This is a genomic window from Arthrobacter alpinus, from assembly GCF_001294625.1.
In the GTDB taxonomy this organism is placed as follows: Bacteria; Actinomycetota; Actinomycetes; order Actinomycetales; family Micrococcaceae; genus Specibacter; species Specibacter alpinus_A.
In genome coordinates this window covers 17,091-43,954 of record NZ_CP012677.1, presented here as the reverse complement: position 1 = coordinate 43,954, position 26,864 = coordinate 17,091, and the positions used below count along the sequence as shown (strand labels likewise).

Below are 26,864 nucleotides of genomic sequence, written 5' to 3'. Positions count from 1 at the left end.
CCGGAAAAGTTGCAGCCCCTTGAGACCAGCTCCCAGGAGCCTATCCACGGCGCATCGGAATTCCTGGTGGTTTCCAATCGTCTGCCCATTGACAGGGATTCCACTGATACCGCCGACGTCGGATGGAGACGCGCGCCAGGAGGTCTCGTCACGGCGCTGGCTCCCGTCATGGCCTCCCGGGACGGGGCATGGGTTGGCTGGCACGGTGCGCCCGATGAGATCCTGGAGCCGTTCCACCACGAGGGCATGGACCTGATCCCCGTCCCGCTCTCCAGCGACGAGGTGGAACTGTATTACGAAGGCTTCTCCAACTCCACCCTGTGGCCGTTGTACCACGACGTCATCGCACCCCCGGAGTTCCACCGTACGTGGTGGGACTCGTACCGGAAGGTGAACAGGCGCTTTGCCGAGGCGGCAGCCAGCGCAGCGGCCAAGAACGCCACCGTCTGGGTGCAGGACTACCAGTTGCAGCTCGTCCCCCGCTACCTGCGCCACCTTCGCCCGGACCTGCGCATTGGCTTCTTCAACCACATCCCGTTCCCACCGCCGGAGATCTTCGCCCAGCTGCCCTGGCGCCAGGCGATTATTGACGGCTTGTTGGGCGCCGATCTCATCGGCTTCCAACGCCCCAACGACACCGCCAACTTCCTGCGCTCGGCCCGCCGTTTCCTCGGCGCCAGCGTCAAGGCCCAGCAGGTCCACGTCAAGGAGCGCGACGACTCGATCAGCCACATCGCCCGTGCCGAGCCATTCCCCATCTCCATCGACGTGGGCCGGATCCAGGAACTGGCCGCCCGCCCGGACATCATCGCCCGGTCCAAACAAATCCGGGAGGACCTAGGCAACCCGAAAACCATCCTGCTGGGCGTTGACCGGCTGGACTACACCAAGGGCATCACGCACAGGCTCAAGGCCTACGGTGAACTCCTGGACGACGGTGTCATCACGGTTGAAGATGCCGCGTTGATCCAGGTGGCCAGCCCCAGCCGCGAACGCGTGGAAACCTACCGGCAGCTGCGCGAGGAAGTGGAGGGCATGGTGGGGCGGATCAACGGCCAGTTCGACACCATCCAAAACACCGCCGTTCGCTACCTGCACCACAACTACCCGGTGGAGGAGATGGTTGCCCTCTACCTAGCCGCGGACGTCATGCTGGTCACCGCCCTGCGCGACGGTATGAACCTGGTGGCCAAGGAATATGTGGCGGCCCGTTCCGACAACACCGGCGCCCTGGTCCTGAGCGAATTCACCGGCGCCGCCGACCAGCTCAAGCAGGCACTGCTGATCAACCCGCATGACATCGACGGGCTCAAGGCCACCATCGCCCACGCCATCACGCTGCCCAAGGCCGAGTCCGCACGCCGCATGCGGGCCATGCGCAAGCAGATCCTCTCCCACGACGTCCAACGCTGGAGCGAGGACTTCTTACTCGCCCTTCAAAACGAGGCCGTGCGTGACGACCGCTAACCCGCTGCCACACGGACTGGGCCCACACGGACTGGGCCCAGACGGCCTGGGCTCAGCCGGCCTCAGCGCAGACTTGCACGCCGCCATCGTCCACGTTGCCCGCACCGCGCACCTGTTGGTCGCGATGGACTTTGACGGCACCATGGCACCCCTGGTCCCCCGCGCCGAGGACGCCCGCCCACTACCCGCCGCTGCCTCCGCCTTCGCAGCCTTGTCTGCCGTGGAGAGTACGACGACGGCGCTGGTCTCTGGGCGCGCCCTGGCCAGTTTGCGTGCGGTCGCCACACCACCGGAACAGACACTGCTGGTGGGCAGCCATGGCGCCGAGGTCTGGTTGGGGCCAGGCTCCCCGGGTTTGGAGCTGACCGAAACGCAGGAGCATGCCCGTGGCCGGGTCCAGTCCGCCGTGCAGTTAGCCGTCCACCTGCACCCGGGCACCGTCATGGAACAAAAACCGGCCGGCGTGGTGCTGCATTACCGCCAGGCAACCCCGGAAGCCGGGCGGGCCGCCGTCGCCGCGGTTCGCGCCGCACTGGGCCAGGACCCCGGCCTGTTCATCACCGAAGGCAAAATGGTGCTGGAAATCTCCGTCATCAACGCCAACAAAGGCGAAAGCCTTCGGCTGCTGCGCACGGTCAGTGACGCCACCGCCGTGATCTTTGCCGGCGACGACGTCACCGACGAGCACGCCTTCACCGCTCTCGGCGCCGGCGACGTCGGCATCAAGGTGGGCGCCGGCACCACCGCAGCCGCGTTCCGTATCGCCTCCCCACAGGAGCTGCCAGCTGTCCTTGAACTACTTTTAGCAACTCGCAAACACCCGTAAGAGGCCATTTTTCTCTCACCGGGCATCATCGGCGCCCAACGGTCCGCGGAGCGGGGAATCATGGGATAGCACGTGCGCGTGGGTGCCGATAAACTGGAACTGGCCTAAACACTGAAATCACCGAGTGTGACGCATCGCACCATGCGAATGTGCCATACTTCATACATCAGTGTTGTATCTGCCCTTGGTGGATTTCGGCCTGAATAACTGCATAAACAACCATTCACTTGAGGATCGTTCGGCACGTACCTGCCGATGAAGGGAATTATTACTGTGGCTTCAGTAACTTTTGACAACGCAACACGCATCTACCCGGGCACCACCAAGCCCGCCGTTGACAAGCTCAACATCGAGATCGCCGATGGCGAATTCTTGGTCCTCGTCGGACCCTCCGGCTGCGGCAAGTCTACCTCCCTGCGCATGCTCGCAGGCTTGGAAGACGTCAACGCCGGGCGCATCCTGATCGGCGACCGCGACGTCACAGACGTTCCGCCCAAGGACCGCGACATCGCCATGGTGTTCCAGAACTATGCGCTGTACCCTCACATGTCCGTTGCCGACAACATGGGCTTCGCACTGAAGATCGCCGGCATTTCCAAGGACGAGCGCGCCAAACGGGTGCTTGAGGCCGCCAAACTCCTGGACCTCGAGGCTTACCTTGACCGTAAGCCGAAGGCACTCTCCGGCGGCCAGCGCCAGCGTGTTGCCATGGGCCGCGCCATTGTGCGTAACCCGCAGGTCTTCCTCATGGATGAGCCGCTCTCGAACCTGGATGCCAAGCTTCGCGTTCAGACCCGCACGCAGATCGCCTCCTTGACCCGCCGCCTGGGCGTCACCACCGTCTACGTGACCCACGACCAGGTCGAGGCCATGACCATGGGTGACCGGGTCGCCGTCCTCAAGGATGGCCTGCTGATGCAGGTTGACACTCCCCGCAACCTCTACGATTCCCCGCAGAACGTCTTCGTCGCCGGCTTCATCGGCTCCCCCGCGATGAACCTGCTGGAACTGCCCGTCGTCGACGGCGGCGTAAAGTTCGGTGGCGCCATCTACCCGGTCCCGCGCGAAGTCCTTGGCGCCGCCGCCGGCAACACCGTGACCTTGGGTGTCCGCCCCGAAGACCTCGAGCTCGTTGGTGTCGGCGAGGGTTTGACTGTTGAGGCCGACGTCGTTGAAGAGCTGGGTGCCGACGCTTACGTTTACGGCCACGCCATCATCGACGGTGTTGAGCGCGACATGGTTGTCCGTGTCGACGGCCGCCGACCACCGTTGAAGGGCGACACCATCCACGTCCGTCCCCAGGTTGGCCACGTCCACCTCTTCGATGCAACGTCCGGCCTGCGGTTGGACAACCAGAACGTAGCGACCAGCTAGCAAGATTGATCGAGCCTGTCGAGACCCGCAGACGCGGTTGCCTGTTGGATATTTATCCGGCAGGCAACCGCGTTTTGCGCTTTTAAGAGAGAATTATTCCATGACTGATTTACCCGGCGCCCAGTGGAACCACGAGCCCACAGACTTTGAACAGATCGGCAAGCTGCCACGCAAGTCAGCGCCTCCGGCCCAGGTCATGGGGTCGTTGAATATCACGGCCGCCACGGCCGACCAGGGACTGTTGGACCTGCCCTGGCACATCAAACTTGAAGAGTGGCCCGCGGCAAACCTCGCAGCCCTCCCCCGCGGCATCTCCCGCCACGTGGTGCGGTTCGCGCACATGGACGGCTCCGTCATCGCCATCAAGGAAACCTCCGAGCACGTCGCCCGGCACGAATATCACATGCTGCGCAAACTGGCCCGTCTGGACGTGCCCTGCGTGGAGCCCGTCGCCGTGATTACCGGGCGCACCACCCCCACGGGCGCCCCCCTGGACCCTGTGCTCGTCACCCGGCATCTGAAGTTCTCCCTTCCGTACCGGGCCCTGTTCTCTCAGAAGCTGCGCCGCGAAACGCTCACCAGGCTTATTGACGCACAGGCGCTGCTGCTGGTGCGTCTGCACCTTGTCGGGTTCTATTGGGGCGATGTGTCCCTCTCCAACACCTTGTTCCGGCGCGACGCCGGCGCTTTCGCTGCGTACCTGGTGGACGCCGAAACCGGTGAGCTCTACCCGGACCTGTCCACGGGACAGCGTGAGTACGATCTGGAGATCGCCAGGGTCAACATCGCCGGGGAGCTGATGGATCTACTTGAAGGTGGCTTGATTGAGGAAAAGGTCGATCCTGTGGCCACCAGTCAGCTGATCATGGAAAGCTACCGCCGGCTTTGGGCGGAATTGACGGAGAAGGAGTCCTTCGAGCTGGAGGACCGCTGGCGCGTGGGCGCCCGCATCCGCCGTCTGAACGAGCTTGGCTTTGATGTTGAGGAGTACGCCATCAAAACCACTGCAGACGGCTCCACCATCCATCTTCAGCCGAAGGTGGTCGACGCTGGGCACCACCAGCGGCGCCTTCTCCGCCTAACGGGCATTGACGCCCAGGAAAACCAGGCCAGGCGCCTGCTCAACGCCATGGACTCCTTCAGGGTCGATTCCGGGGCCGGCACTGACGAGGAAATCAGTGCCCACAACTGGGTCAGCAGCATTTTTGAGCCCATAGTACGGGCCATCCCGCGCGAGCTTGGCGGCAAGCTGGAACCGGCGGAAGTGGTCCATGAGATCCTGGAACACCGCTGGTACAAGTCTCAGGAGGAGGAACGCAACGTTCCGCTGGCCGAGGCTGTGCAGTCCTACGTTGACACCATTTTGCGGTACCGCCGCGATGAGGACGCCATCATGCTCAGCACGGATACGGACACTATCAAAATGCTGGAGAGCGGCGTGCTCCCGGACAGCGCCCACGGCGACTGACAGTTAGCTGTGGTGCCTGCCGCGGACGTGCAACAAAGCATAGATGCCCACGCCCAGGCCGGCCAGCACTGTCACGCCCAGCAACAGCATCATCCAGGTCATCAGATTTACCCCGCCCGAGGTTTCATTGGTCAGTGAGAGTTCAGCCTCGGTCACCGCGGCTGTCTCTTGTGAGGCCTGTGAGGCTGGCACAAAGGTTTGGGGAGTCTCGGTGGGAGTGTAGGTGGGCCACGGTGCCTCGGAAACGGTCGGAGTTTCTGTGGTGCGCTCAGGTGTTGCCACCGCTGGTTCAGGCTGCGCCACTCGCTTTTCCGGTGGCGCGGGCGCCGGCTTTTGCTCGGGCGCAGCGGGGACGGTAGCCGTCGTCGCGGGAGGGAGTGGAGTCCCCGCCGGCGGCGCAGTCTCCACTGTTGGCGCTCCCACCGGGTCCTTTTCCGTCGCCCTGACCTGCATCGGAGCCGCGCTCAGTGAAATCACGGTGGCTGACCGAAGCGCTGCGCGGGACCCTTCAGCGCCGTGGGCGGAAGCAGCCAATACCGCACTGACCGCAAGGCAGAGGGCCGATACCATGGCGGCAACCACTGCCCGGCGGGCCGTAGCGTGCCAAAACGGACGCGATGAGAATGTCATGGATGACTTCCAAGTTAGTCGAATAGTCCGCTATTCGGACCAAGTTCCCCCTGAAGTACCCTGCCCGATTTGGCACGCGTTAGTCAAGTATTACGGCCTGTCAGGCCCCGGGAATGGCTTTCCCCGGGTTCAAAATTCCCTGCGGATCAAAGAGTTTCTTGATATTTAGTTGAATCTGCAGTACTTCGTGAGCCTGTTCAAGCGGCAGCCACCGACGCTTGTATTGGCCAATCCCATGTTCGCCGGTGATGGTGCCGCCAAGTTCCAGGGCCTTATCGATGGATTCGTCCAGGGCCGCGTTGAGTGCACTAATGCTTTGTGCATCCATGCCCGGAACCCAAAACGTGGGGTGTAGATTGCCGTCTCCGGCATGGGCGATCACGCGCAGGCCCACCCCGTGGCGGGACGCCATCTCCTCCAGCGCAACAATGTAGTGCACCAGCTGAGAGCGGGGAACAGCCACATCCTCACCCACCCGGTTTTCAGTATCCACATCCATGCCCCGGGAGTTGCGCCGCAACTCAACCAGATCCGCGGCTTCCTGGGAGTCTTCCTCACTGACGGAACCGCCTGCTGCTTGCAGGGCCACTGTGGCGATCTGCACTTCCTGCCCAGCGGACAGCCCGTCGAACTGAACTAACAGCAGGGCTGTTCCCCTGCTGGCTAGCTTGCTGCCATTACGGAAGTCCAGTTCCTCCATGCTGGGCCCGTCAAGCATTTCCAAGATGCATGGCTGCACCCTGGCTGCTCCCAAGGCCAGCACACCGGCAGCAGCCGATTGCACATCGGGGAAGAAGACGGCAAGGGTCCGGATATCGGCGGGAAGGTATTTCAGCCTCACAGTGGCGGACACCACGATCCCCAGGGTGCCTTCGGAGCCCACGAACAGGCCCGTGAGGTCATATCCGGCCACGCCCTTGAAGGTTCGGTGCCCTGTGCGGATCAGCGTGCCGTCGGCCAGGACCACTTCCAGGCCCAGCACTGCATCGCGGGTCACCCCATACTTGGCGCACCGCAGCCCACCTGCGTTGGTGGCGACGTTACCGCCAATCGTTGAGACCTTGTAGCTCGCCGGGTCAGGGGCGAACATCAAGCCGAATGCCGCCGCCGCCTCGTTCAGGTCGGCGTTGACCACACCGGGCTCCACCCGGGCAATCTCATCCTCGGGGCTCAGCTCGAGGATCTTGTTCATCCGCTCAAGGTTCAACACCAGAGAACCCGCCGTCGCGTGGGCACCCCCGGACACGCCTGTCCCCGCGCCGCGGGCCACGATGGGGACTGCATACTTTCCGGCCAGTCGTACCACGGCCTGGACGTCGGCCACCGATTCCGCCCACACAACCGCCACCGGTTCCTGATAGTCGGTGACAGGTCCCTGGTCCACTGCAAAGGTTTTCAGGTCGGCAGGGCTCAGGCTCAGCTGCCCCTGCCGCAACGCAGCCCGGAGCTCGCGCTCAAGGTGGTGGTTCAGTGGAGTATTCGTTGTTGTCATGGTCGCGCAAAACCTTTCCATCATGGCCCGCCCTTGGTTCCCATCGGCGGTTCCCTTCAGTTTAGGAGAACCGCGGCGGCGCCACCGACACGTGCGCTATTCCGCAGGAACCTGAACGCCCGGAAGACGCCAGACATAGACGCCCGGGCCGTTGAGGTTGACATCGCTGTACACAAGGTAGCCGCCCGAGTGGTAGACGGGCGCGGTGGCGGCCATGGCAGCCTGTTCGGCCTCATCCAACCCCAGGTCGGCCAACCCCAGGCCCTGAACGTGCGCACGCGTCGCGATCACCAACAGCGACTCCTGTGGTGACTCGCGCACAAAAGCCAGGACATCGCCGTCGGCCATCAACCACCGCATGGCTCCCCGGGACAGAGCAGCGCTGCTATGACGCAATCCGGTCAGCGCAACATAATCCGCCCGCAAGTCCGTCACAATCCGTTCCGGCTCATCCCAGGGCATCGGCGTGCGGGAAGACTCACCACGATCGCCCTCAAGCCCAAATTCGTCACCGGAAAAGACCACGGGTATGCCCGGCAACAACATTGAGAGCGCAGCAGCAACCAGCGGGCCGCCGGGGATCATGACCGACGCCGCACGCGCAGTGTCATGGGTGTTCAAGGCATTCATGGTGGCGTTGCGGACAGGCCAGCTGAACGCGCTGGAGAGATCACAGTGTGTGGCCAGCACCGTTTGCGCAGCAACCTTGTTCGGTCCGGAGAAGGGTGTGCCGAAGAAATCCGCCCGGGCGTCGGTGTCCGCCAACCACTGCCACATGGGCCGGGTGAAGTTGGAATATGTCATGGCGCCCTGCCAACCAAAACCATCCACGTCCACGCCTGCATCCGATGTCTCCTCGCCCAGCAACAGGGCCTCCGGATTGATCTCCAAGACGCGCTTCTGAATGAGGGCTGCAACCTCGCCGTTCAGGTCCTGGGCGCCGAGCCTGCCCGTCATATTGCCGACGTCAATCCGCCAGCCGTCCAAGCTAAAGGGCGGTGAGAGCCACTTCGCCACAACGGAATGGGCACCCGTCACAAAGGCATCCCGCAGCCCTGGAGAGGCCCAGTTGAGCTTGGGTAGCGACTTCACGCCCCACCACGACTCATAGTCGGTGTGGTCTTCGTTGAAAAAGTAGTAGTCGGCCTCGGGTGACTGCGGATCCGCTTGCGCCCGCTGGAACCATTCGTGGGCGTCACCGGTGTGGTTGGCGGTCAGGTCGCCCATCACCTTCATGCCTCGCGCATGAGCCGCTGCCACGAGGTCGATCAGGGCCTGGTCGCCGCCCAGGAGGGAGTCAACGTGTTCAAAGGTCGACGCGTCATAGCGGTGGTTGGAGCGACCCGGAAAGAATGGTGTCAGGTAAATGATGTCGACCCCCAACCCGGCCAGGTAGTCGACCTTCGCGCTCACTCCGGCAAGGTCACCTCCGTAGAATTGGCGTGCAACATCTGGGCCGGCGCCTTCAACGGGGGTCTGCCATGTGCACGCTAGGGCCCAGTCCGGGGTGGCCCGGGTGTTTGCCGCCTGAGACCTGGCAAGGCGGTCAGGGAACACCTGATACATGACGGCATTACGGGACCACTCTGGTGCGGGCACGGCAGTGGTGATCCGGAAGTCATGGTAATCAGAGGTGTCGCGGGCAAACAACCCGGCATTGTTAAACGGGAAATACTGATCGTCGGAGCCATTGACGCCCGGCACCTCAACAACGAATCTGTAGAGCGCCACGGGGTTCACCACCTGTATGGCTGCTTCCCACCAAACCCAGCCATCTCCTTGATCGCCAAGGCATACGGCCTCGTCATAGCGCGGCTCCGCGTCCTGCAGGCTCCGTACCCAAACGCGTGAGGCACTCCCCCAAACCGTGGGCACACGCATTCTGAGCTTGCAATGCTCATTTACGGCCGGCCGTTGATTCGCAACGTACAGCGATGAACCGTCGTGATGTGGTTGCGTATTCGCCATGTTTGCCCCTTTTGCTCAGCCCTATGCCCAGTCACTGACAATCTACCGAGCCGACGGCGCTTCAAGACAATGGTGGGTTGGTTGGTGGTGGTTGGTTAAATGAGGGAGGCCCCGCACCGTGTGGTGTGGGGCCTCGACCTTTTTACTGTTTGTCCGGCGGTGTCCTACTCTCCCACATCCTGTCGAATGCAGTACCATCGGCGCTGTGGGTCTTAGCTTCCGGGTTCGGAATGGGACCGGGCGTTTCCCCCACGCTATGACCACCGTAACTTTATTCCCAGGACCAGGTATCTGGTTGGGTGGTTTGTTGGGTGTTGTGTGGATCAATCAGTTATTCTATTATACAAGACTTTTACATTGGTCATTGACCATTTGTGGTGTCTTGTGTTGTTTTGTTCCCGTGTTAACAACGAACGTTGGGTTTGTTGTTTGGGAACCACATAGTGAACGCGAGCATGCTTTGTTACTCTTGTGGGGTGTGAATAGCTTTTGATTTATTCGCACCCTGTATGGGAGTGTTTGTGTGGTGTAAGTTATCGGCCTATTAGTACCGGTCAGCTTCACGAGTCTTTAGTCCTCGCTTCCACGTCCGGCCTATCAACCCAGTGGTCTAGCTGGGGGCCTCTCACACTTATCGTGTATGGAAATCTCATCTCGAAGCGAGCTTCCCGCTTAGATGCTTTCAGCGGTTATCCCATCCGAACGTAGCTAATCAGCGATGCACTTGGCAGTACAACTGACACACCAGAGGTTCGTCCGTCCCGGTCCTCTCGTACTAAGGACAGCCCTTCTCAAATTTCCTGCGCGCGCAGCGGATAGGGACCGAACTGTCTCACGACGTTCTAAACCCAGCTCGCGTACCGCTTTAATGGGCGAACAGCCCAACCCTTGGGACCTACTCCAGCCCCAGGATGCGACGAGCCGACATCGAGGTGCCAAACCATGCCGTCGATATGGACTCTTGGGCAAGATCAGCCTGTTATCCCCGAGGTACCTTTTATCCGTTGAGCGACGGCCATTCCACAATGTGCCGCCGGATCACTAGTCCCGACTTTCGTCCCTGCTCGAGGTGTCCCTCTCACAGTCAAGCTCCCTTGTGCACTTACACTCGAAACCTGATTGCCAACCAGGCTGAGGGAACCTTTGGGCGCCTCCGTTACTCTTTAGGAGGCAACCGCCCCAGTTAAACTACCCATCAGGCACTGTCCCTGACCCGGATTACGGGCCGAAGTTAGATGTCCAAAGTGACCAGAGTGGTATTTCAACGATGACTCCATTCCAACTAGCGTTGGAACTTCACAGTCTCCCACCTATCCTACACAAGCCACTCCGAACACCAATACCAAACTATAGTAAAGGTCTCGGGGTCTTTCCGTCCTGCTGCGCGTAACGAGCATCTTTACTCGTACTGCAATTTCGCCGAGTTTATGGTTGAGACAGCGGGGAAGTCGTTACTCCATTCGTGCAGGTCGGAACTTACCCGACAAGGAATTTCGCTACCTTAGGATGGTTATAGTTACCACCGCCGTTTACTGGGGCTTAAATTCTCAGCTTCGCACTTACGTGCTAACCGGTCCTCTTAACCTTCCAGCACCGGGCAGGAGTCAGTCCGTATACATCGTCTTGCGACTTCGCACGGACCTGTGTTTTTAGTAAACAGTCGCTTCCCCCTGGTCTCTGCGGCCCACACCCGCTCACGGACAGCTAGTGTCCTTCACGAGGCAGGCCCCCCTTCTCCCGAAGTTACGGGGGCATTTTGCCGAGTTCCTTAACCATAATTCTCTCGATCGCCTTAGTATTCTCTACCTGATCACCTGTGTCGGTTTGGGGTACGGGCAGTTGGAACCTCACGTCGATGCTTTTCTAGGCAGCATAGGATCACCGAATTCCCCCTAAGGGGGGTCCCATCAGATCTCAAGAGTGTCATTGAAGACTACGTGACGGATTTGCCTATCACGTTCCCTACATCCTTAGACCGGGACTACCATCGCCCGGCTCGGCTACCTTCCTGCGTCACACCTGTTAATACGTTTACCTCCCTGATTCAGGTCCCACGCTCCCCTTCTAGCCTGGCCCGAAGGCACTCACTAAAAAGATTGGGTGGTTAGTATCATCAGTTCAATATGGGCGGTTCTTCACCGGTACGGGAATATCAACCCGTTGTCCATCGACTACGCCTGTCGGCCTCGCCTTAGGTCCCGACTTACCCAGGGCAGATTAGCTTGACCCTGGAACCCTTGATCATTCGGCGGACGGGTTTCTCACCCGTCTTTCGCTACTCATGCCTGCATTCTCACTCGTGTGGGCTCCACCGCTAGTTCACACTGCGGCTTCAATGCCCACACGACGCTCCCCTACCACTCCAAACCCCTGAACAGGTACAAGACAAGTCCTGATCTGCTTGGGTACTGTTTGAAATCCACAACTTCGGCGGTGTACTTGAGCCCCGCTACATTGTCGGCGCGGAATCACTTGACCAGTGAGCTATTACGCACTCTTTTAAGGATGGCTGCTTCTAAGCCAACCTCCTGGTTGTCTAAGCAATCCCACATCCTTTCCCACTTAGCACACGCTTAGGGGCCTTAGTTGGTGGTCTGGGCTGTTTCCCTCTCGACTATGAAGCTTATCCCCCACAGTCTCACTGCTACGCTCTCACTTACCGGCATTCGGAGTTTGGCTGACGTCAGTAACCTTGTAGGGCCCATTAGCCATCCAGTAGCTCTACCTCCAGTAAGAAACACGTAACGCTGCACCTAAATGCATTTCGGGGAGAACCAGCTATCACGAAGTTTGATTGGCCTTTCACCCCTACCCACAGCTCATCCCCTCCATTTTCAACTGAAGTGGGTTCGGTCCTCCACGCGCTCTTACACACGCTTCAACCTGGCCATGGGTAGATCACTTCGCTTCGGGTCTAGATCACGCCACTGCAACGCCCTATTCAGACTCGCTTTCGCTACGGCTTCCCCACACGGGTTAACCTCGCGACGTAACACTAACTCGCAGGCTCATTCTTCAAAAGGCACGCCATCACCACAACAACAACCCACAAGTGGGCTCGGTGGCTCTAACGGATTGTAAGCACACGGTTTCAGGTACTATTTCACTCCCCTCCCGGGGTACTTTTCACCTTTCCCTCACGGTACTTGTCCGCTATCGGTCATTAGGTAGTATTTAGGCTTATCAGGTGGTCCTGACAGATTCACACGGGATTTCTCGGGCCCCGTGCTACTTGGGATACTCTCCAGGGAGTGCACTGCATTTCAGTTACGGGACTCTCACCCTCTACGGTCGGCCATTCAAAACCGTTCACCTATACATGCACCATTCCCCTCAACGAACCGGCAGATTCGTAACGGTGAGTCCCTCAACCCCGACCATGCAACGCCCGCCGGCTATCACACATGGCACGGTTTAGCCTGTTCCGCGTTCGCTCGCCACTACTAACGGAATCACTATTGTTTTCTCTTCCTGTGGGTACTGAGATGTTTCACTTCCCCACGTTCCCTCCACACACCCTATATATTCAGGTGCAGGTCATCACCTCGCCTTACGACGGGTAACGGGGTTCCCCCATTCGGACACCCTCGGATCAAAGTTCGGTTATCAACTCCCCGAGGCTTATCGCAGATTCCTACGTCCTTCTTCGGCTCCTAATGCCAAGGCATCCACCGTGTGCCCTTAAAAACTTGACCACACAAAATAGTCAAAAAACACTTACATATTATCGAGAGAACCATGAAAACCAACACCACCACACCCCAAAGGATGTAACAGCATCAGATCCAGGTTCAATTATCTCAAAGAAATTGCTTCTTTATAAAGATGCTCGCGTTCACTATGTAGTTCTCAAACAACAACCCCACCACACACCATCCCACCAAGACACCGATCACGAACCACCCCCAAAGAGCAGTCACGCAAACCAGCACCGCCTTGCGGTTGGTTGTGTGCGGGAAACCAGAAACAAAACAACACCCCCCACCCCCAAACAGGAGCGAAGGAATCGTTGTTGCCTCAGGACCCAACAGTGTGCCAAACACATAACAACCCACGCAACTACCAACCCATACAGCTCTTTCCCCACCATCCCCGAAGGAATCGTTGTACTAGAACCAGGTCACCAATTGCCGATCATCAGCTACTTTATTGATATTCCACCCTTGAGCAACCTACCGAGAAACAAACGTTCTCGCAGTAAGTCTTTACTCCTCATACCACCAACACAACCCATGCGGGCTACCTCGTGGCACTCGGTGCTCCTTAGAAAGGAGGTGATCCAGCCGCACCTTCCGGTACGGCTACCTTGTTACGACTTAGTCCCAATCGCCAGTCCCACCTTCGACAGCTCCCTCCCCACAAGGGGGTTAGGCCACCGGCTTCGGGTGTTACCAACTTTCGTGACTTGACGGGCGGTGTGTACAAGGCCCGGGAACGTATTCACCGCAGCGTTGCTGATCTGCGATTACTAGCGACTCCGACTTCATGGGGTCGAGTTGCAGACCCCAATCCGAACTGAGACCGGCTTTTTGGGATTAGCTCCACCTCACAGTATCGCAACCCATTGTACCGGCCATTGTAGCATGCGTGAAGCCCAAGACATAAGGGGCATGATGATTTGACGTCGTCCTCACCTTCCTCCGAGTTGACCCCGGCAGTCTCCTATGAGTCCCCACCATAACGTGCTGGCAACATAGAACGAGGGTTGCGCTCGTTGCGGGACTTAACCCAACATCTCACGACACGAGCTGACGACAACCATGCACCACCTGTAAACCGACCGCAAGCGGGGCACTTGTTTCCAAGCGTTTCCAGTTCATGTCAAGCCTTGGTAAGGTTCTTCGCGTTGCATCGAATTAATCCGCATGCTCCGCCGCTTGTGCGGGCCCCCGTCAATTCCTTTGAGTTTTAGCCTTGCGGCCGTACTCCCCAGGCGGGGCACTTAATGCGTTAGCTACGGCGCGGAAAACGTGGAATGTCCCCCACACCTAGTGCCCAACGTTTACGGCATGGACTACCAGGGTATCTAATCCTGTTCGCTCCCCATGCTTTCGCTCCTCAGCGTCAGTTAATGCCCAGAGACCTGCCTTCGCCATCGGTGTTCCTCCTGATATCTGCGCATTTCACCGCTACACCAGGAATTCCAGTCTCCCCTACATCACTCTAGTCTGCCCGTACCCACCGCAGATCCGGGGTTGAGCCCCGGACTTTCACGGCAGACGCGACAAACCGCCTACGAGCTCTTTACGCCCAATAATTCCGGATAACGCTTGCACCCTACGTATTACCGCGGCTGCTGGCACGTAGTTAGCCGGTGCTTCTTCTGCAAGTACCCTCAACCACACAACGTGTAGCCTTGTTCCCTACTGAAAGAGGTTTACAACCCGAAGGCCGTCATCCCTCACGCGGCGTCGCTGCATCAGGCTTTCGCCCATTGTGCAATATTCCCCACTGCTGCCTCCCGTAGGAGTCTGGGCCGTGTCTCAGTCCCAGTGTGGCCGGTCACCCTCTCAGGCCGGCTACCCGTCGTCGCCTTGGTGAGCCATTACCTCACCAACAAGCTGATAGGCCGCGAGTCCATCCAAAACCACTAAAGCTTTCAACAAAACCCCATGCGAGGAAAAGTCAATATCCAGTATTAGACCCAGTTTCCCAGGCTTATCCCAGAGTTAAGGGCAGGTTACTCACGTGTTACTCACCCGTTCGCCACTAATCCCCCCACAAGTGAGGTTCATCGTTCGACTTGCATGTGTTAAGCACGCCGCCAGCGTTCATCCTGAGCCAGGATCAAACTCTCCGTTAATAAAACAAACAGACACACACAACCAAACCGGAAAAAGGTTACAGCCATGTGCACTAAATTCGAAACCAGCTAAAGACTGCCGTCACCACAGGGGCGGCAACAAACAGTCAAATAACCAATTCAATACAATAAATTGGTATCAATAAAACTTGGCACACTATTGAGTTCTCAAACAACAACCACACCCAGCCAACACACCACAAAAACCCTGCAAACAAGCAGAAGAACCATGACGATCAGTGCCGGAGCAACTTTTCAAGCTTACCCGCAAAGAATCCATAAAGCAAATCCGCTAAACAACGAACAAACCCAACAAACCCACAGATCAAGAACCCAAAAACAGTCCAAAACCCTACGAATCCCTGCCCCAAACAACCAAGGCAACTCGAAAAACAATACACACCTTTCAACCACAAAGCTAGCTGAAGCAGTGTGACCCTGCGCACCAATAACTATAAAACCTAAACCTGTGTAGAAACCCAGCGGAGCCTGAGGAAATACCCTGCGAACCAGTGGTTGCGCCATATTGGACGCCCCCTGGCCCTTCCCTCGCCCCTTCACCGCTTGCCGAGCCGGTGCTGGCCCTTCACTCTTGCCTCCAATAGCGCCAGTGGCGGCTTTATAGCAAACATGTATTAACTGATGCATCCCATACTTGGTTTTCCATGGCAGGCGTATCCCTCGTTATGGCGCTTATTATAGCTCGACCGTACTATGTAATGCTGGTGCGGATCCTCCCTCTGCTGCGCTCCTGCGGGGGTTAGTATTCAGGGAGGATTGTTGATCTGCATTCAGGGAGTGCTAGCTATGAATCAGAATTCCGATCTGCTCGGTGTTTCCGGGCTTCTGACTGCCACCGAGTCACAGTCGAGGGACACAGTACGGGAGTTTGTCGATACTAGGGTGAAACCGAATATTGCTTCTTGGTATGAGGATGACGTATTTCCACTGGATCTGGCGGGAGAGCTCGGTGCCTTGGGGCTGTTGGCGATGTCATCGCACGGATACGCGTGTGGTGGCCGAACCGCAGTTGACTACGGGACAGCGGTCATGGAGCTGGATGCTGGCGATTCCGGGATCCGGACTTTGGTCAGTGTTCAAGGTTCCTTGGCGATAACCGCATTCATCGGCACGGTTCGCAGGAGCAGAAGCTCAACTGATTGCCATCCATGGCCTCGGGGCAAACCATCGGCGGATTAAAGCTGACCGAAGCAGTCGCGGGTTCCGATCCAGCGTCAATGACTACGTATGCCCGGCGGGCAGGCACCGGCACCGATGCCGATGCCGACTGGACCATCACCGGTGGCACGCGGTGGATTGGCTTGGCGAGTACAGCCAACATTGCCATTGTCTAGGCGATGACCGACAGTGGCATGCGCGGCTTTATAGTTCCCACCAATACTCCGGGGTTCACTGCTACCCCTATTGCCCGCAAACTCCCCATGCAAGCTTGAATTCAATGCGATATTGTCCTCGATTCGGTGCGGGTACGTGCATTGACGCGGCTTCCAGGCGCAAAAGGTCCCCGGAGCGCGTTGGAATGCCCGAATGAGGCCCGGTAAGGGATCACGTGGGGGGTCATGGGTGCAGCCCGTGATGCCTACGAAACGGCCCTGAGCTACTCCCAGGAACGGCAAGTACTTGGCAAGCCACTGGCCGGCTTCGCGCTCACGCAGGAGAAGCTGGTGAACTGGCCCTTGAACTGGGGAAGGGCCAGCTCCTGGCGATCCATCTGGGACGCCTGAAAGATGCGGGCGCTCTAGCACCCGCTCAAATATCTGCAGGCAACCTCAATAACACCAGTGAGGCCATCAAGATCTGCTCCCAAGCCCGCACCATTCTTGGCGGCAACAACCTCGAGTCAGTGCGCACCTATGAGGGAACAGACGAGATCCATACCTTGATTCTGGGCCAGCACATCACCGCGATCTCCGCCTTCGGTTAAGCAGGTGTGGCTTCCTGGTGGTTGGTTGGTGGTGGGTTGGTGGTGGTGGTTGGTTAAATGAGGGAGGCCCCGCACCGTGTGGTGTGGGGCCTCGACCTTTTTACTGTTTGTCCGGCGGTGTCCTACTCTCCCACATCCTGTCGAATGCAGTACCATCGGCGCTGTGGGTCTTAGCTTCCGGGTTCGGAATGGGACCGGGCGTTTCCCCCACGCTATGACCACCGTAACTTTATTCCCAGGACCAGGTATCTGGTTGGGTGGTTTGTTGGGTGTTGTGTGGATCAATCAGTTATTCTATTATACAAGATTCCTGGTTGTGATGTGCCCGCACTGGTGGTGGGGTTAGTCACAAGGGTGTCTTGTGTTGTTTTGTTCCCGTGTTAACAACGAACGTTGGGTTTGTTGTTTGGGAACCACATAGTGAACGCGAGCATGCTTTGTTACTCTTGTGGGGTGTGAATAGCTTTTGATTTATTCGCACCCTGTATGGGAGTGTTTGTGTGGTGTAAGTTATCGGCCTATTAGTACCGGTCAGCTTCACGAGTCTTTAGTCCTCGCTTCCACGTCCGGCCTATCAACCCAGTGGTCTAGCTGGGGGCCTCTCACACTTATCGTGTATGGAAATCTCATCTCGAAGCGAGCTTCCCGCTTAGATGCTTTCAGCGGTTATCCCATCCGAACGTAGCTAATCAGCGATGCACTTGGCAGTACAACTGACACACCAGAGGTTCGTCCGTCCCGGTCCTCTCGTACTAAGGACAGCCCTTCTCAAATTTCCTGCGCGCGCAGCGGATAGGGACCGAACTGTCTCACGACGTTCTAAACCCAGCTCGCGTACCGCTTTAATGGGCGAACAGCCCAACCCTTGGGACCTACTCCAGCCCCAGGATGCGACGAGCCGACATCGAGGTGCCAAACCATGCCGTCGATATGGACTCTTGGGCAAGATCAGCCTGTTATCCCCGAGGTACCTTTTATCCGTTGAGCGACGGCCATTCCACAATGTGCCGCCGGATCACTAGTCCCGACTTTCGTCCCTGCTCGAGGTGTCCCTCTCACAGTCAAGCTCCCTTGTGCACTTACACTCGAAACCTGATTGCCAACCAGGCTGAGGGAACCTTTGGGCGCCTCCGTTACTCTTTAGGAGGCAACCGCCCCAGTTAAACTACCCATCAGGCACTGTCCCTGACCCGGATTACGGGCCGAAGTTAGATGTCCAAAGTGACCAGAGTGGTATTTCAACGATGACTCCATTCCAACTAGCGTTGGAACTTCACAGTCTCCCACCTATCCTACACAAGCCACTCCGAACACCAATACCAAACTATAGTAAAGGTCTCGGGGTCTTTCCGTCCTGCTGCGCGTAACGAGCATCTTTACTCGTACTGCAATTTCGCCGAGTTTATGGTTGAGACAGCGGGGAAGTCGTTACTCCATTCGTGCAGGTCGGAACTTACCCGACAAGGAATTTCGCTACCTTAGGATGGTTATAGTTACCACCGCCGTTTACTGGGGCTTAAATTCTCAGCTTCGCACTTACGTGCTAACCGGTCCTCTTAACCTTCCAGCACCGGGCAGGAGTCAGTCCGTATACATCGTCTTGCGACTTCGCACGGACCTGTGTTTTTAGTAAACAGTCGCTTCCCCCTGGTCTCTGCGGCCCACACCCGCTCACGGACAGCTAGTGTCCTTCACGAGGCAGGCCCCCCTTCTCCCGAAGTTACGGGGGCATTTTGCCGAGTTCCTTAACCATAATTCTCTCGATCGCCTTAGTATTCTCTACCTGATCACCTGTGTCGGTTTGGGGTACGGGCAGTTGGAACCTCACGTCGATGCTTTTCTAGGCAGCATAGGATCACCGAATTCCCCCTAAGGGGGGTCCCATCAGATCTCAAGAGTGTCATTGAAGACTACGTGACGGATTTGCCTATCACGTTCCCTACATCCTTAGACCGGGACTACCATCGCCCGGCTCGGCTACCTTCCTGCGTCACACCTGTTAATACGTTTACCTCCCTGATTCAGGTCCCACGCTCCCCTTCTAGCCTGGCCCGAAGGCACTCACTAAAAAGATTGGGTGGTTAGTATCATCAGTTCAATATGGGCGGTTCTTCACCGGTACGGGAATATCAACCCGTTGTCCATCGACTACGCCTGTCGGCCTCGCCTTAGGTCCCGACTTACCCAGGGCAGATTAGCTTGACCCTGGAACCCTTGATCATTCGGCGGACGGGTTTCTCACCCGTCTTTCGCTACTCATGCCTGCATTCTCACTCGTGTGGGCTCCACCGCTAGTTCACACTGCGGCTTCAATGCCCACACGACGCTCCCCTACCACTCCAAACCCCTGAACAGGTACAAGACAAGTCCTGATCTGCTTGGGTACTGTTTGAAATCCACAACTTCGGCGGTGTACTTGAGCCCCGCTACATTGTCGGCGCGGAATCACTTGACCAGTGAGCTATTACGCACTCTTTTAAGGATGGCTGCTTCTAAGCCAACCTCCTGGTTGTCTAAGCAATCCCACATCCTTTCCCACTTAGCACACGCTTAGGGGCCTTAGTTGGTGGTCTGGGCTGTTTCCCTCTCGACTATGAAGCTTATCCCCCACAGTCTCACTGCTACGCTCTCACTTACCGGCATTCGGAGTTTGGCTGACGTCAGTAACCTTGTAGGGCCCATTAGCCATCCAGTAGCTCTACCTCCAGTAAGAAACACGTAACGCTGCACCTAAATGCATTTCGGGGAGAACCAGCTATCACGAAGTTTGATTGGCCTTTCACCCCTACCCACAGCTCATCCCCTCCATTTTCAACTGAAGTGGGTTCGGTCCTCCACGCGCTCTTACACACGCTTCAACCTGGCCATGGGTAGATCACTTCGCTTCGGGTCTAGATCACGCCACTGCAACGCCCTATTCAGACTCGCTTTCGCTACGGCTTCCCCACACGGGTTAACCTCGCGACGTAACACTAACTCGCAGGCTCATTCTTCAAAAGGCACGCCATCACCACAACAACAACCCACAAGTGGGCTCGGTGGCTCTAACGGATTGTAAGCACACGGTTTCAGGTACTATTTCACTCCCCTCCCGGGGTACTTTTCACCTTTCCCTCACGGTACTTGTCCGCTATCGGTCATTAGGTAGTATTTAGGCTTATCAGGTGGTCCTGACAGATTCACACGGGATTTCTCGGGCCCCGTGCTACTTGGGATACTCTCCAGGGAGTGCACTGCATTTCAGTTACGGGACTCTCACCCTCTACGGTCGGCCATTCAAAACCGTTCACCTATACATGCACCATTCCCCTCAACGAACCGGCAGATTCGTAACGGTGAGTCCCTCAACCCCGACCATGCAACGCCCGCCGGCTATCACACATGGCACGGTTTAGCCTGTTCCGCGTTCGCTCGCCACTACTAACGGAATCACTATTGTTTTCTCTTCCTGTGGGTACTGAGATGTTTCACTTCCCCACGTTCCCTCCACACACCCTATATATTCAGGTGCAGGTCATCACCTCGCCTTACGACGGGTAACGGGGTTCCCCCATTCGGACACCCTCGGATCAAAGTTCGGTTATCAACTCCCCGAGGCTTATCGCAGATTCCTACGTCCTTCTTCGGCTCCTAATGCCAAGGCATCCACCGTGTGCCCTTAAAAACTTGACCACACAAAATAGTCAAAAAACACTTACATATTATCGAGAGAACCATGAAAACCAACACCACCACACCCCAAAGGATGTAACAGCATCAGATCCAGGTTCAATTATCTCAAAGAAATTGCTTCTTTATAAAGATGCTCGCGTTCACTATGTAGTTCTCAAACAACAACCCCACCACACACCATCCCACCAAGACACCGATCACGAACCACCCCCAAAGAGCAGTCACGCAAACCAGCACCGCCTAGCGGTTGGTTGTGTGCGGGAAACCAGAAACAAAACAACACCCCCCACCCCCAAACAGGAGCGAAGGAATCGTTGTTGCCTCAGGACCCAACAGTGTGCCAAACACATAACAACCCACGCAACTACCAACCCATACAGCTCTTTCCCCACCATCCCCGAAGGAATCGTTGTACTAGAACCAGGTCACCAATTGCCGATCATCAGCTACTTTATTGATATTCCACCCTTGAGCAACCTACCGAGAAACAAACGTTCTCGCAGTAAGTCTTTACTCCTCATACCACCAACACAACCCATGCGGGCTACCTCGTGGCACTCGGTGCTCCTTAGAAAGGAGGTGATCCAGCCGCACCTTCCGGTACGGCTACCTTGTTACGACTTAGTCCCAATCGCCAGTCCCACCTTCGACAGCTCCCTCCCCACAAGGGGGTTAGGCCACCGGCTTCGGGTGTTACCAACTTTCGTGACTTGACGGGCGGTGTGTACAAGGCCCGGGAACGTATTCACCGCAGCGTTGCTGATCTGCGATTACTAGCGACTCCGACTTCATGGGGTCGAGTTGCAGACCCCAATCCGAACTGAGACCGGCTTTTTGGGATTAGCTCCACCTCACAGTATCGCAACCCATTGTACCGGCCATTGTAGCATGCGTGAAGCCCAAGACATAAGGGGCATGATGATTTGACGTCGTCCTCACCTTCCTCCGAGTTGACCCCGGCAGTCTCCTATGAGTCCCCACCATAACGTGCTGGCAACATAGAACGAGGGTTGCGCTCGTTGCGGGACTTAACCCAACATCTCACGACACGAGCTGACGACAACCATGCACCACCTGTAAACCGACCGCAAGCGGGGCACTTGTTTCCAAGCGTTTCCAGTTCATGTCAAGCCTTGGTAAGGTTCTTCGCGTTGCATCGAATTAATCCGCATGCTCCGCCGCTTGTGCGGGCCCCCGTCAATTCCTTTGAGTTTTAGCCTTGCGGCCGTACTCCCCAGGCGGGGCACTTAATGCGTTAGCTACGGCGCGGAAAACGTGGAATGTCCCCCACACCTAGTGCCCAACGTTTACGGCATGGACTACCAGGGTATCTAATCCTGTTCGCTCCCCATGCTTTCGCTCCTCAGCGTCAGTTAATGCCCAGAGACCTGCCTTCGCCATCGGTGTTCCTCCTGATATCTGCGCATTTCACCGCTACACCAGGAATTCCAGTCTCCCCTACATCACTCTAGTCTGCCCGTACCCACCGCAGATCCGGGGTTGAGCCCCGGACTTTCACGGCAGACGCGACAAACCGCCTACGAGCTCTTTACGCCCAATAATTCCGGATAACGCTTGCACCCTACGTATTACCGCGGCTGCTGGCACGTAGTTAGCCGGTGCTTCTTCTGCAAGTACCCTCAACCACACAACGTGTAGCCTTGTTCCCTACTGAAAGAGGTTTACAACCCGAAGGCCGTCATCCCTCACGCGGCGTCGCTGCATCAGGCTTTCGCCCATTGTGCAATATTCCCCACTGCTGCCTCCCGTAGGAGTCTGGGCCGTGTCTCAGTCCCAGTGTGGCCGGTCACCCTCTCAGGCCGGCTACCCGTCGTCGCCTTGGTGAGCCATTACCTCACCAACAAGCTGATAGGCCGCGAGTCCATCCAAAACCACTAAAGCTTTCAACAAAACCCCATGCGAGGAAAAGTCAATATCCAGTATTAGACCCAGTTTCCCAGGCTTATCCCAGAGTTAAGGGCAGGTTACTCACGTGTTACTCACCCGTTCGCCACTAATCCCCCCACAAGTGAGGTTCATCGTTCGACTTGCATGTGTTAAGCACGCCGCCAGCGTTCATCCTGAGCCAGGATCAAACTCTCCGTTAATAAAACAAACAGACACACACAACCAAACCGGAAAAAGGTTACAGCCATGTGCACTAAATTCGAAACCAGCTAAAGACTGCCGTCACCACAGGGGCGGCAACAAACAGTCAAATAACCAATTCAATACAATAAATTGGTATCAATAAAACTTGGCACACTATTGAGTTCTCAAACAACAACCACACCCAGCCAACACACCACAAAAACCCTGCAAACAAGCAGAAGAACCATGACGATCAGTGCCGGAGCAACTTTTCAAGCTTACGGGAATGACTTCCAAGAAGTCAAATCCGAAGATTCAGAGTGATTTCACTTGACACGAAGTTCAAACTTTCATTTGAACACGCATCATCGAGCCTATTTTCAAGGCTGCCATGGTGAGTTATCTGATTCCCTGCCGAACTGTTCGTCCGGCGGGGTACTAACTCTAACACCATCTTGCCGCGTTAACCAAACGGCAAGGTGGTGTCAGTCCGGCGGCCAGTTTCTCAGCCCGTCGCGGGCCTGAGATAAAGGGCTCCCAGGGGTGGGATCCGCAGCGCAACGGAGGACGGCTGGCCATCCCAGGCTTCGCCGTCGGCCGTGATCACCCCTGCATTGCGGACATTGGAACCGCCATACTCAGCATGGTCGGTGTTCAGGACCTCCTGCCATTCACCAGGCAGCGGCAAGCCCACCCGGAATCCTTCGTAAGCGACCCCGGCGAAATTGATAATGCACACCAGCGGATTCCCAGCACTGTCCCAGCGAATAAAGGACAGAACGTTGTTGGCGGTGTCCCCTCCGTTGATCCAGCCGAAGCCCTCCGGGGTGTTATCCAGTTCGTGCAGGGCGGCAACCTGCGAGTAGACAGCGTTGAGTTCCTTGATCAGCAGCTGGATCCCGTGGTGCTGCGGGGTCTCCGCCAGCCACCAGTCGAGTCCATGTTGTTCGCTCCACTCGGCCTCCTGACCAAATTCGGTGCCCATGAAGATCAACTGCTTGCCAGGATGCGCCCATTGAAAAGCCAGGTAGGCGCGTAGATTGGCAAGTTGCTGCCAGCGGTCGCCGGGCATTTTGCGCAGGAGCGAGCCCTTGCCGTGAACCACCTCGTCGTGACTGATGGGGAGCAGGAAGTTCTCGGTGAAGGCGTACACCAGTGAAAAGGTGATCTGGTTGTGGTGCCAGCCTCGGTTGATGGGGTCTTCGGCCATGTAGGTCAGGGAATCGTGCATCCAGCCCATGTTCCATTTGATACCGAAGCCGAGCCCGCCGGCACTGGTGGGCGCCGTAACCCCGGGGAAGGCCGTGGACTCTTCAGCAATGGTGACGATGCCCGGGTTGCAGCGGTACGCCGTGGCGTTCATTTCCTGCAGTAAGCTCACAGCCTCCAAGTTTTCCCTGCCGCCGTAGCGGTTGGGGCTCCACTGCCCTTCCTCACGGGAGTAGTCAAGGTAAAGCATGGAGGCGACGGCATCCACGCGGAGTCCGTCAATGTGGAACTCCTCCATCCAGTACAGCGCGTTGGCCACCAGAAAGTTCCGTACCTCGTTGCGGCCAAAATCGAAGATGAGCGTTCCCCAGTCGGGGTGCTCACCCAATTGCGGGTTGGCGTGTTCATACAACGCCCTGCCCGTGAAGTTTGCCAGCGCCCATTCGTCCTTGGGGAAATGAGCCGGCACCCAGTCCATGATGACGCCGATGCCGCCCTGGTGCAGTGAATCGACCAGGAACCGGAACTCGTCGGGATGACCAAAACGGGAGGTGGGCGCAAAGTACGACGTCACCTGGTAGCCCCACGACCCGCCGAAGGGGTGTTCAGAGACGGGCATGAACTCCACATGGGTGAAGCCGAGCCATTTCACGTACTCCACAAGGTCGGTGGCCAACTCCTTGTATCCCAGGCCCTTCCGCCACGAGCCCAGGTGCACCTCGTAGACACTCATGGGCGAATTGTGCGGATCCCGTTTTGCGCGGGCAGCCATCCACGCAGAGTCCTTGAAGGAGTAGGTGGATTCCACCACCCGTGAGGCTGTCAGTGGCGGGACCTCGGTCCCATACGCCATGGGGTCGGCCTTTTGCAGCCATTGCCCTTGCTCGGTGAGGATCTCAAACTTGTAGCGATCCCCGACGGCCGCATCGGGGATAAACAGTTCCCAGACGCCGCTGGTTCCCAGACTGCGCATGGCGTGGGCCCGCCCGTCCCAGCCGTTGAACTCGCCAACGACCCTCACCGCGGCGACCCCGGGTGCCCAGACCGCGAACCCGACGCCGGCCACCTCGCCCAGGCTGGAATGGTAGCGGTGGACGTGCGCGCCCAAGACGGTCCACAGGGTCTCGTGCCGCCCCTCGGCCATCAGGTGCAAATCGAGCTCACCCACTGTGGGCAGGTACCGGTAAGGATCATCGACGCGGCGCAGGCCGTCGGAGTAAAGGACGTCGAGCCGGTAGTCGGGGACGTGACCGGCCTCCTCCACCGGCAGCACAGCAACCCAGACACCACCGTACTCATGCGTCATGGGGGTGCTTCCTGCCGCGGACACCACTGAAACGGCTTCTGCTAGGTGGCGCAATGTGCGGATGGTGAGAAGTTCCTGACCCTCCGGGCTGATGCTCAGATGCGCGCCAAGCACCGAGTGTGGCGCGTGGTAGCGGCCCTCGGACACACTCGCCAAAACTCCTGCGTCGACCTCCAGGGGGGCTGTCTTCTTGTGTCCCATGTCCACACTACTTTCCCTTGATTGAAAAAAATCCTGAACAGCCTTCACCGGAACCTCCACCCAATTGGGCCGGTTCGCCAGCTCGTAAACCACCTCGTAGAGCGCCTTATCCAGCCACAATGCCATGAATAGGGCCGACTCTTCATCAATGCTGTCACCGCCGCAAGCTGGCAGTGCACTCCGGTAACCGTCCAGGAACGCCGCACCGCAGGCCGCGACCCAGCCGTCGGCCTGGCCGGCGGTGACGGAATGGCTGCGCAGTGCTTGCGCGCCCGCGTAGTCAAAGGAGCGCAACATGCCCACCACGTCCCGCAGGGGCACATCCAGTTGCCTCCGGTCGGCCAGGGGGCGCAACGGTTCACCCTCAAAGTCAAGGATGTACCAGCGCTGCCCTCCCTGTTCGGTGGCGTGCAGCAATTGGCCCAGGTGCAAATCACCATGGATGCGCTGCAGCTCTGGTAGCTCACCCACCGCACGCAACGCCGCCATCACCTCCTGGAGGATCTGCTCATAAGATCCGACGGCGGACCCTGCCAGTCCCCAGGCCCACGTGAGCCGTGCGATGATCGCCTCCACAAACGCTCCACGCTGATCCTCCGGGCAGGTAGTGACCCCCATGGTGCTACGCAGCCCGCCATGGACCTGGGCCAGGGCCTGGCCGATGGAGCATGCCTGTGCGGTGAAATCGATCCCCTTTGATGCCGCCACCAACGCACTTTCCCACCCGTTGCGCGCTCCGGTGACAAAGCTGTGGATGACGAAAAGTGTCGTGTAGCCGGGCAGGAGCGTCACGGCGGCATGGAGTTGTGGAACAAACGGGTTCTGCGCGTGGGCCAGTGCCCGGCCAACCTCCACTTCGGGGTGGAGCCCGGTGTGCAGGACCCTGAAGAACTTGGCGATGAGCGCCTGCCCGGCAAGCTCAAACACCACAGAGGTGTTGGATTGTTCGGCCCCAAGAACCCGCAGCCCTGTCACGGAGGGCGACACTGTCCGCAGGGTGTCGCTGTGCCATGCCTGTACCTGCGCCAGAGGAACTGACCCAAAAATTCCGGCCAGCCAGGCGTTCATGAAGTGGGGGTCAACCATTGCCTCATAGACCCAGCCGGCCGCCCCCAGGGAGCCGATCAGGGACGCCTGCGGCAACTGCTCCTGGGCCCTGTTGTATATCCCAACTGGAACCTGCAGCGTCACTGGCACTCCGGCGTCGGAGGGGTCCTCCGCCGGGCTTGACGGGCTCTCAGGCTCGACGGCGAGCAGCATGACACGGAACCTCACCCCTGGCGTGGGCGAGGGGAGCTCCAACGCGCCGGCCACGCGCACCTTGGATCCGTGGCCGGAGGAGTCCTTGAGCGGGTACCAGCGCTGGCGCACCAGCCACGGTGTCAGCAACTCAAGGAGCGGGGTGTCCACGG

8 protein-coding genes, 6 rRNA genes and 1 pseudogene are annotated in these 26,864 nt (G+C 58.0%); 5 read left to right on the top strand and 10 right to left on the bottom strand.

Annotated elements, in window-relative coordinates:
• The first annotated feature begins 9 nt into the window (after positions 1–9).
• From AOC05_RS00145 to AOC05_RS00130, 4 genes are all read left to right on the top strand, one after another.
• Positions 10–1,467, top strand: coding sequence for an alpha,alpha-trehalose-phosphate synthase (UDP-forming) (locus tag AOC05_RS00145; RefSeq protein WP_420480385.1), 1,458 nt, complete (start codon positions 10–12; stop codon positions 1,465–1,467).
• Complete coding sequence (gene otsB / locus AOC05_RS00140; RefSeq protein WP_335337606.1) at positions 1,454–2,293, top strand: trehalose-phosphatase; 840 nt, start codon at positions 1,454–1,456, stop codon at positions 2,291–2,293. The genes AOC05_RS00145 and otsB overlap by 14 nt, the downstream gene beginning before the upstream one ends.
• A gap of 273 nt (positions 2,294–2,566) precedes the next feature.
• Complete coding sequence (locus AOC05_RS00135) at positions 2,567–3,667, top strand: ABC transporter ATP-binding protein (RefSeq protein ID WP_062009152.1); 1,101 nt, start codon at positions 2,567–2,569, stop codon at positions 3,665–3,667.
• 100 nt (positions 3,668–3,767) lie between these two features.
• On the top strand, positions 3,768–5,135 hold the full coding sequence (locus AOC05_RS00130; protein ID WP_062004598.1) for a DUF4032 domain-containing protein: 1,368 nt from the start codon (positions 3,768–3,770) through the stop codon (positions 5,133–5,135).
• 3 nt (positions 5,136–5,138) lie between these two features.
• Here the strand turns inward: AOC05_RS00130 and AOC05_RS19150 are convergent, their stop codons facing one another.
• The 6 genes from AOC05_RS19150 to AOC05_RS00100 all read right to left on the bottom strand — a co-directional run bounded on the left by AOC05_RS19150 (position 5,139) and on the right by AOC05_RS00100 (position 15,028).
• The gene (locus tag AOC05_RS19150; protein ID WP_157374833.1) at positions 5,139–5,765 is read right to left on the bottom strand and encodes a hypothetical protein; all 627 of its coding nucleotides are present in this window, start codon (positions 5,763–5,765) and stop codon (positions 5,139–5,141) included.
• A gap of 100 nt (positions 5,766–5,865) precedes the next feature.
• Positions 5,866–7,257, bottom strand: coding sequence for an FAD-binding oxidoreductase (locus AOC05_RS00120; RefSeq protein ID WP_062004594.1), 1,392 nt, complete (start codon positions 7,255–7,257; stop codon positions 5,866–5,868).
• A 96-nt stretch (positions 7,258–7,353) separates the two neighbouring features.
• A complete protein-coding gene (locus tag AOC05_RS00115) occupies positions 7,354–8,988 on the bottom strand; it encodes a glycoside hydrolase family 13 protein (RefSeq protein WP_231687152.1) in 1,635 nt (544 codons plus the stop codon).
• A 388-nt stretch (positions 8,989–9,376) separates the two neighbouring features.
• Positions 9,377–9,493, bottom strand: a 5S ribosomal RNA gene (rrf, locus tag AOC05_RS00110).
• A gap of 255 nt (positions 9,494–9,748) precedes the next feature.
• Positions 9,749–12,920: ribosomal RNA gene (locus AOC05_RS00105) — 23S ribosomal RNA — on the bottom strand.
• 572 nt (positions 12,921–13,492) lie between these two features.
• Positions 13,493–15,028: ribosomal RNA gene (locus AOC05_RS00100) — 16S ribosomal RNA — on the bottom strand.
• The 16S, 23S and 5S rRNA genes sit together here, the layout of an rRNA operon.
• Positions 15,029–15,835: 807 nt before the next feature.
• On the opposite strand from AOC05_RS00100, the pseudogene AOC05_RS00095 reads away from it, so the two are divergent.
• Positions 15,836–16,973: pseudogene (locus tag AOC05_RS00095) on the top strand (acyl-CoA dehydrogenase family protein).
• Between the two features lie 109 nt (positions 16,974–17,082).
• On the opposite strand, the gene rrf (AOC05_RS00090) reads toward AOC05_RS00095, so the two are convergent.
• The 4 genes from rrf (AOC05_RS00090) to glgB all read right to left on the bottom strand — a co-directional run bounded on the left by rrf (AOC05_RS00090) (position 17,083) and on the right by glgB (position 26,862).
• Positions 17,083–17,199, bottom strand: a 5S ribosomal RNA gene (gene rrf, locus AOC05_RS00090).
• A 274-nt stretch (positions 17,200–17,473) separates the two neighbouring features.
• Positions 17,474–20,645, bottom strand: a 23S ribosomal RNA gene (locus AOC05_RS00085).
• 572 nt (positions 20,646–21,217) lie between these two features.
• Positions 21,218–22,753: ribosomal RNA gene (locus AOC05_RS00080) — 16S ribosomal RNA — on the bottom strand.
• Between the two features lie 488 nt (positions 22,754–23,241).
• Positions 23,242–26,862, bottom strand: coding sequence for a 1,4-alpha-glucan branching protein GlgB (gene glgB, locus AOC05_RS00075; RefSeq protein WP_062004590.1), 3,621 nt, complete (start codon positions 26,860–26,862; stop codon positions 23,242–23,244).
• Positions 26,863–26,864 lie beyond the last annotated feature (2 nt).

Bases quoted from the DNA above. Each gene is read 5' to 3' on its own strand.
- AOC05_RS00130 (WP_062004598.1), top strand. From the start codon at position 3,768: ATGACTGATTTACCCGGCGCCCAGTGGAACCACGAGCCCACAGACTTT.
- AOC05_RS19150 (WP_157374833.1), bottom strand. From the start codon at position 5,765: ATGACATTCTCATCGCGTCCGTTTTGGCACGCTACGGCCCGCCGGGCA.
- AOC05_RS00120 (WP_062004594.1), bottom strand. From the start codon at position 7,257: ATGACAACAACGAATACTCCACTGAACCACCACCTTGAGCGCGAGCTC.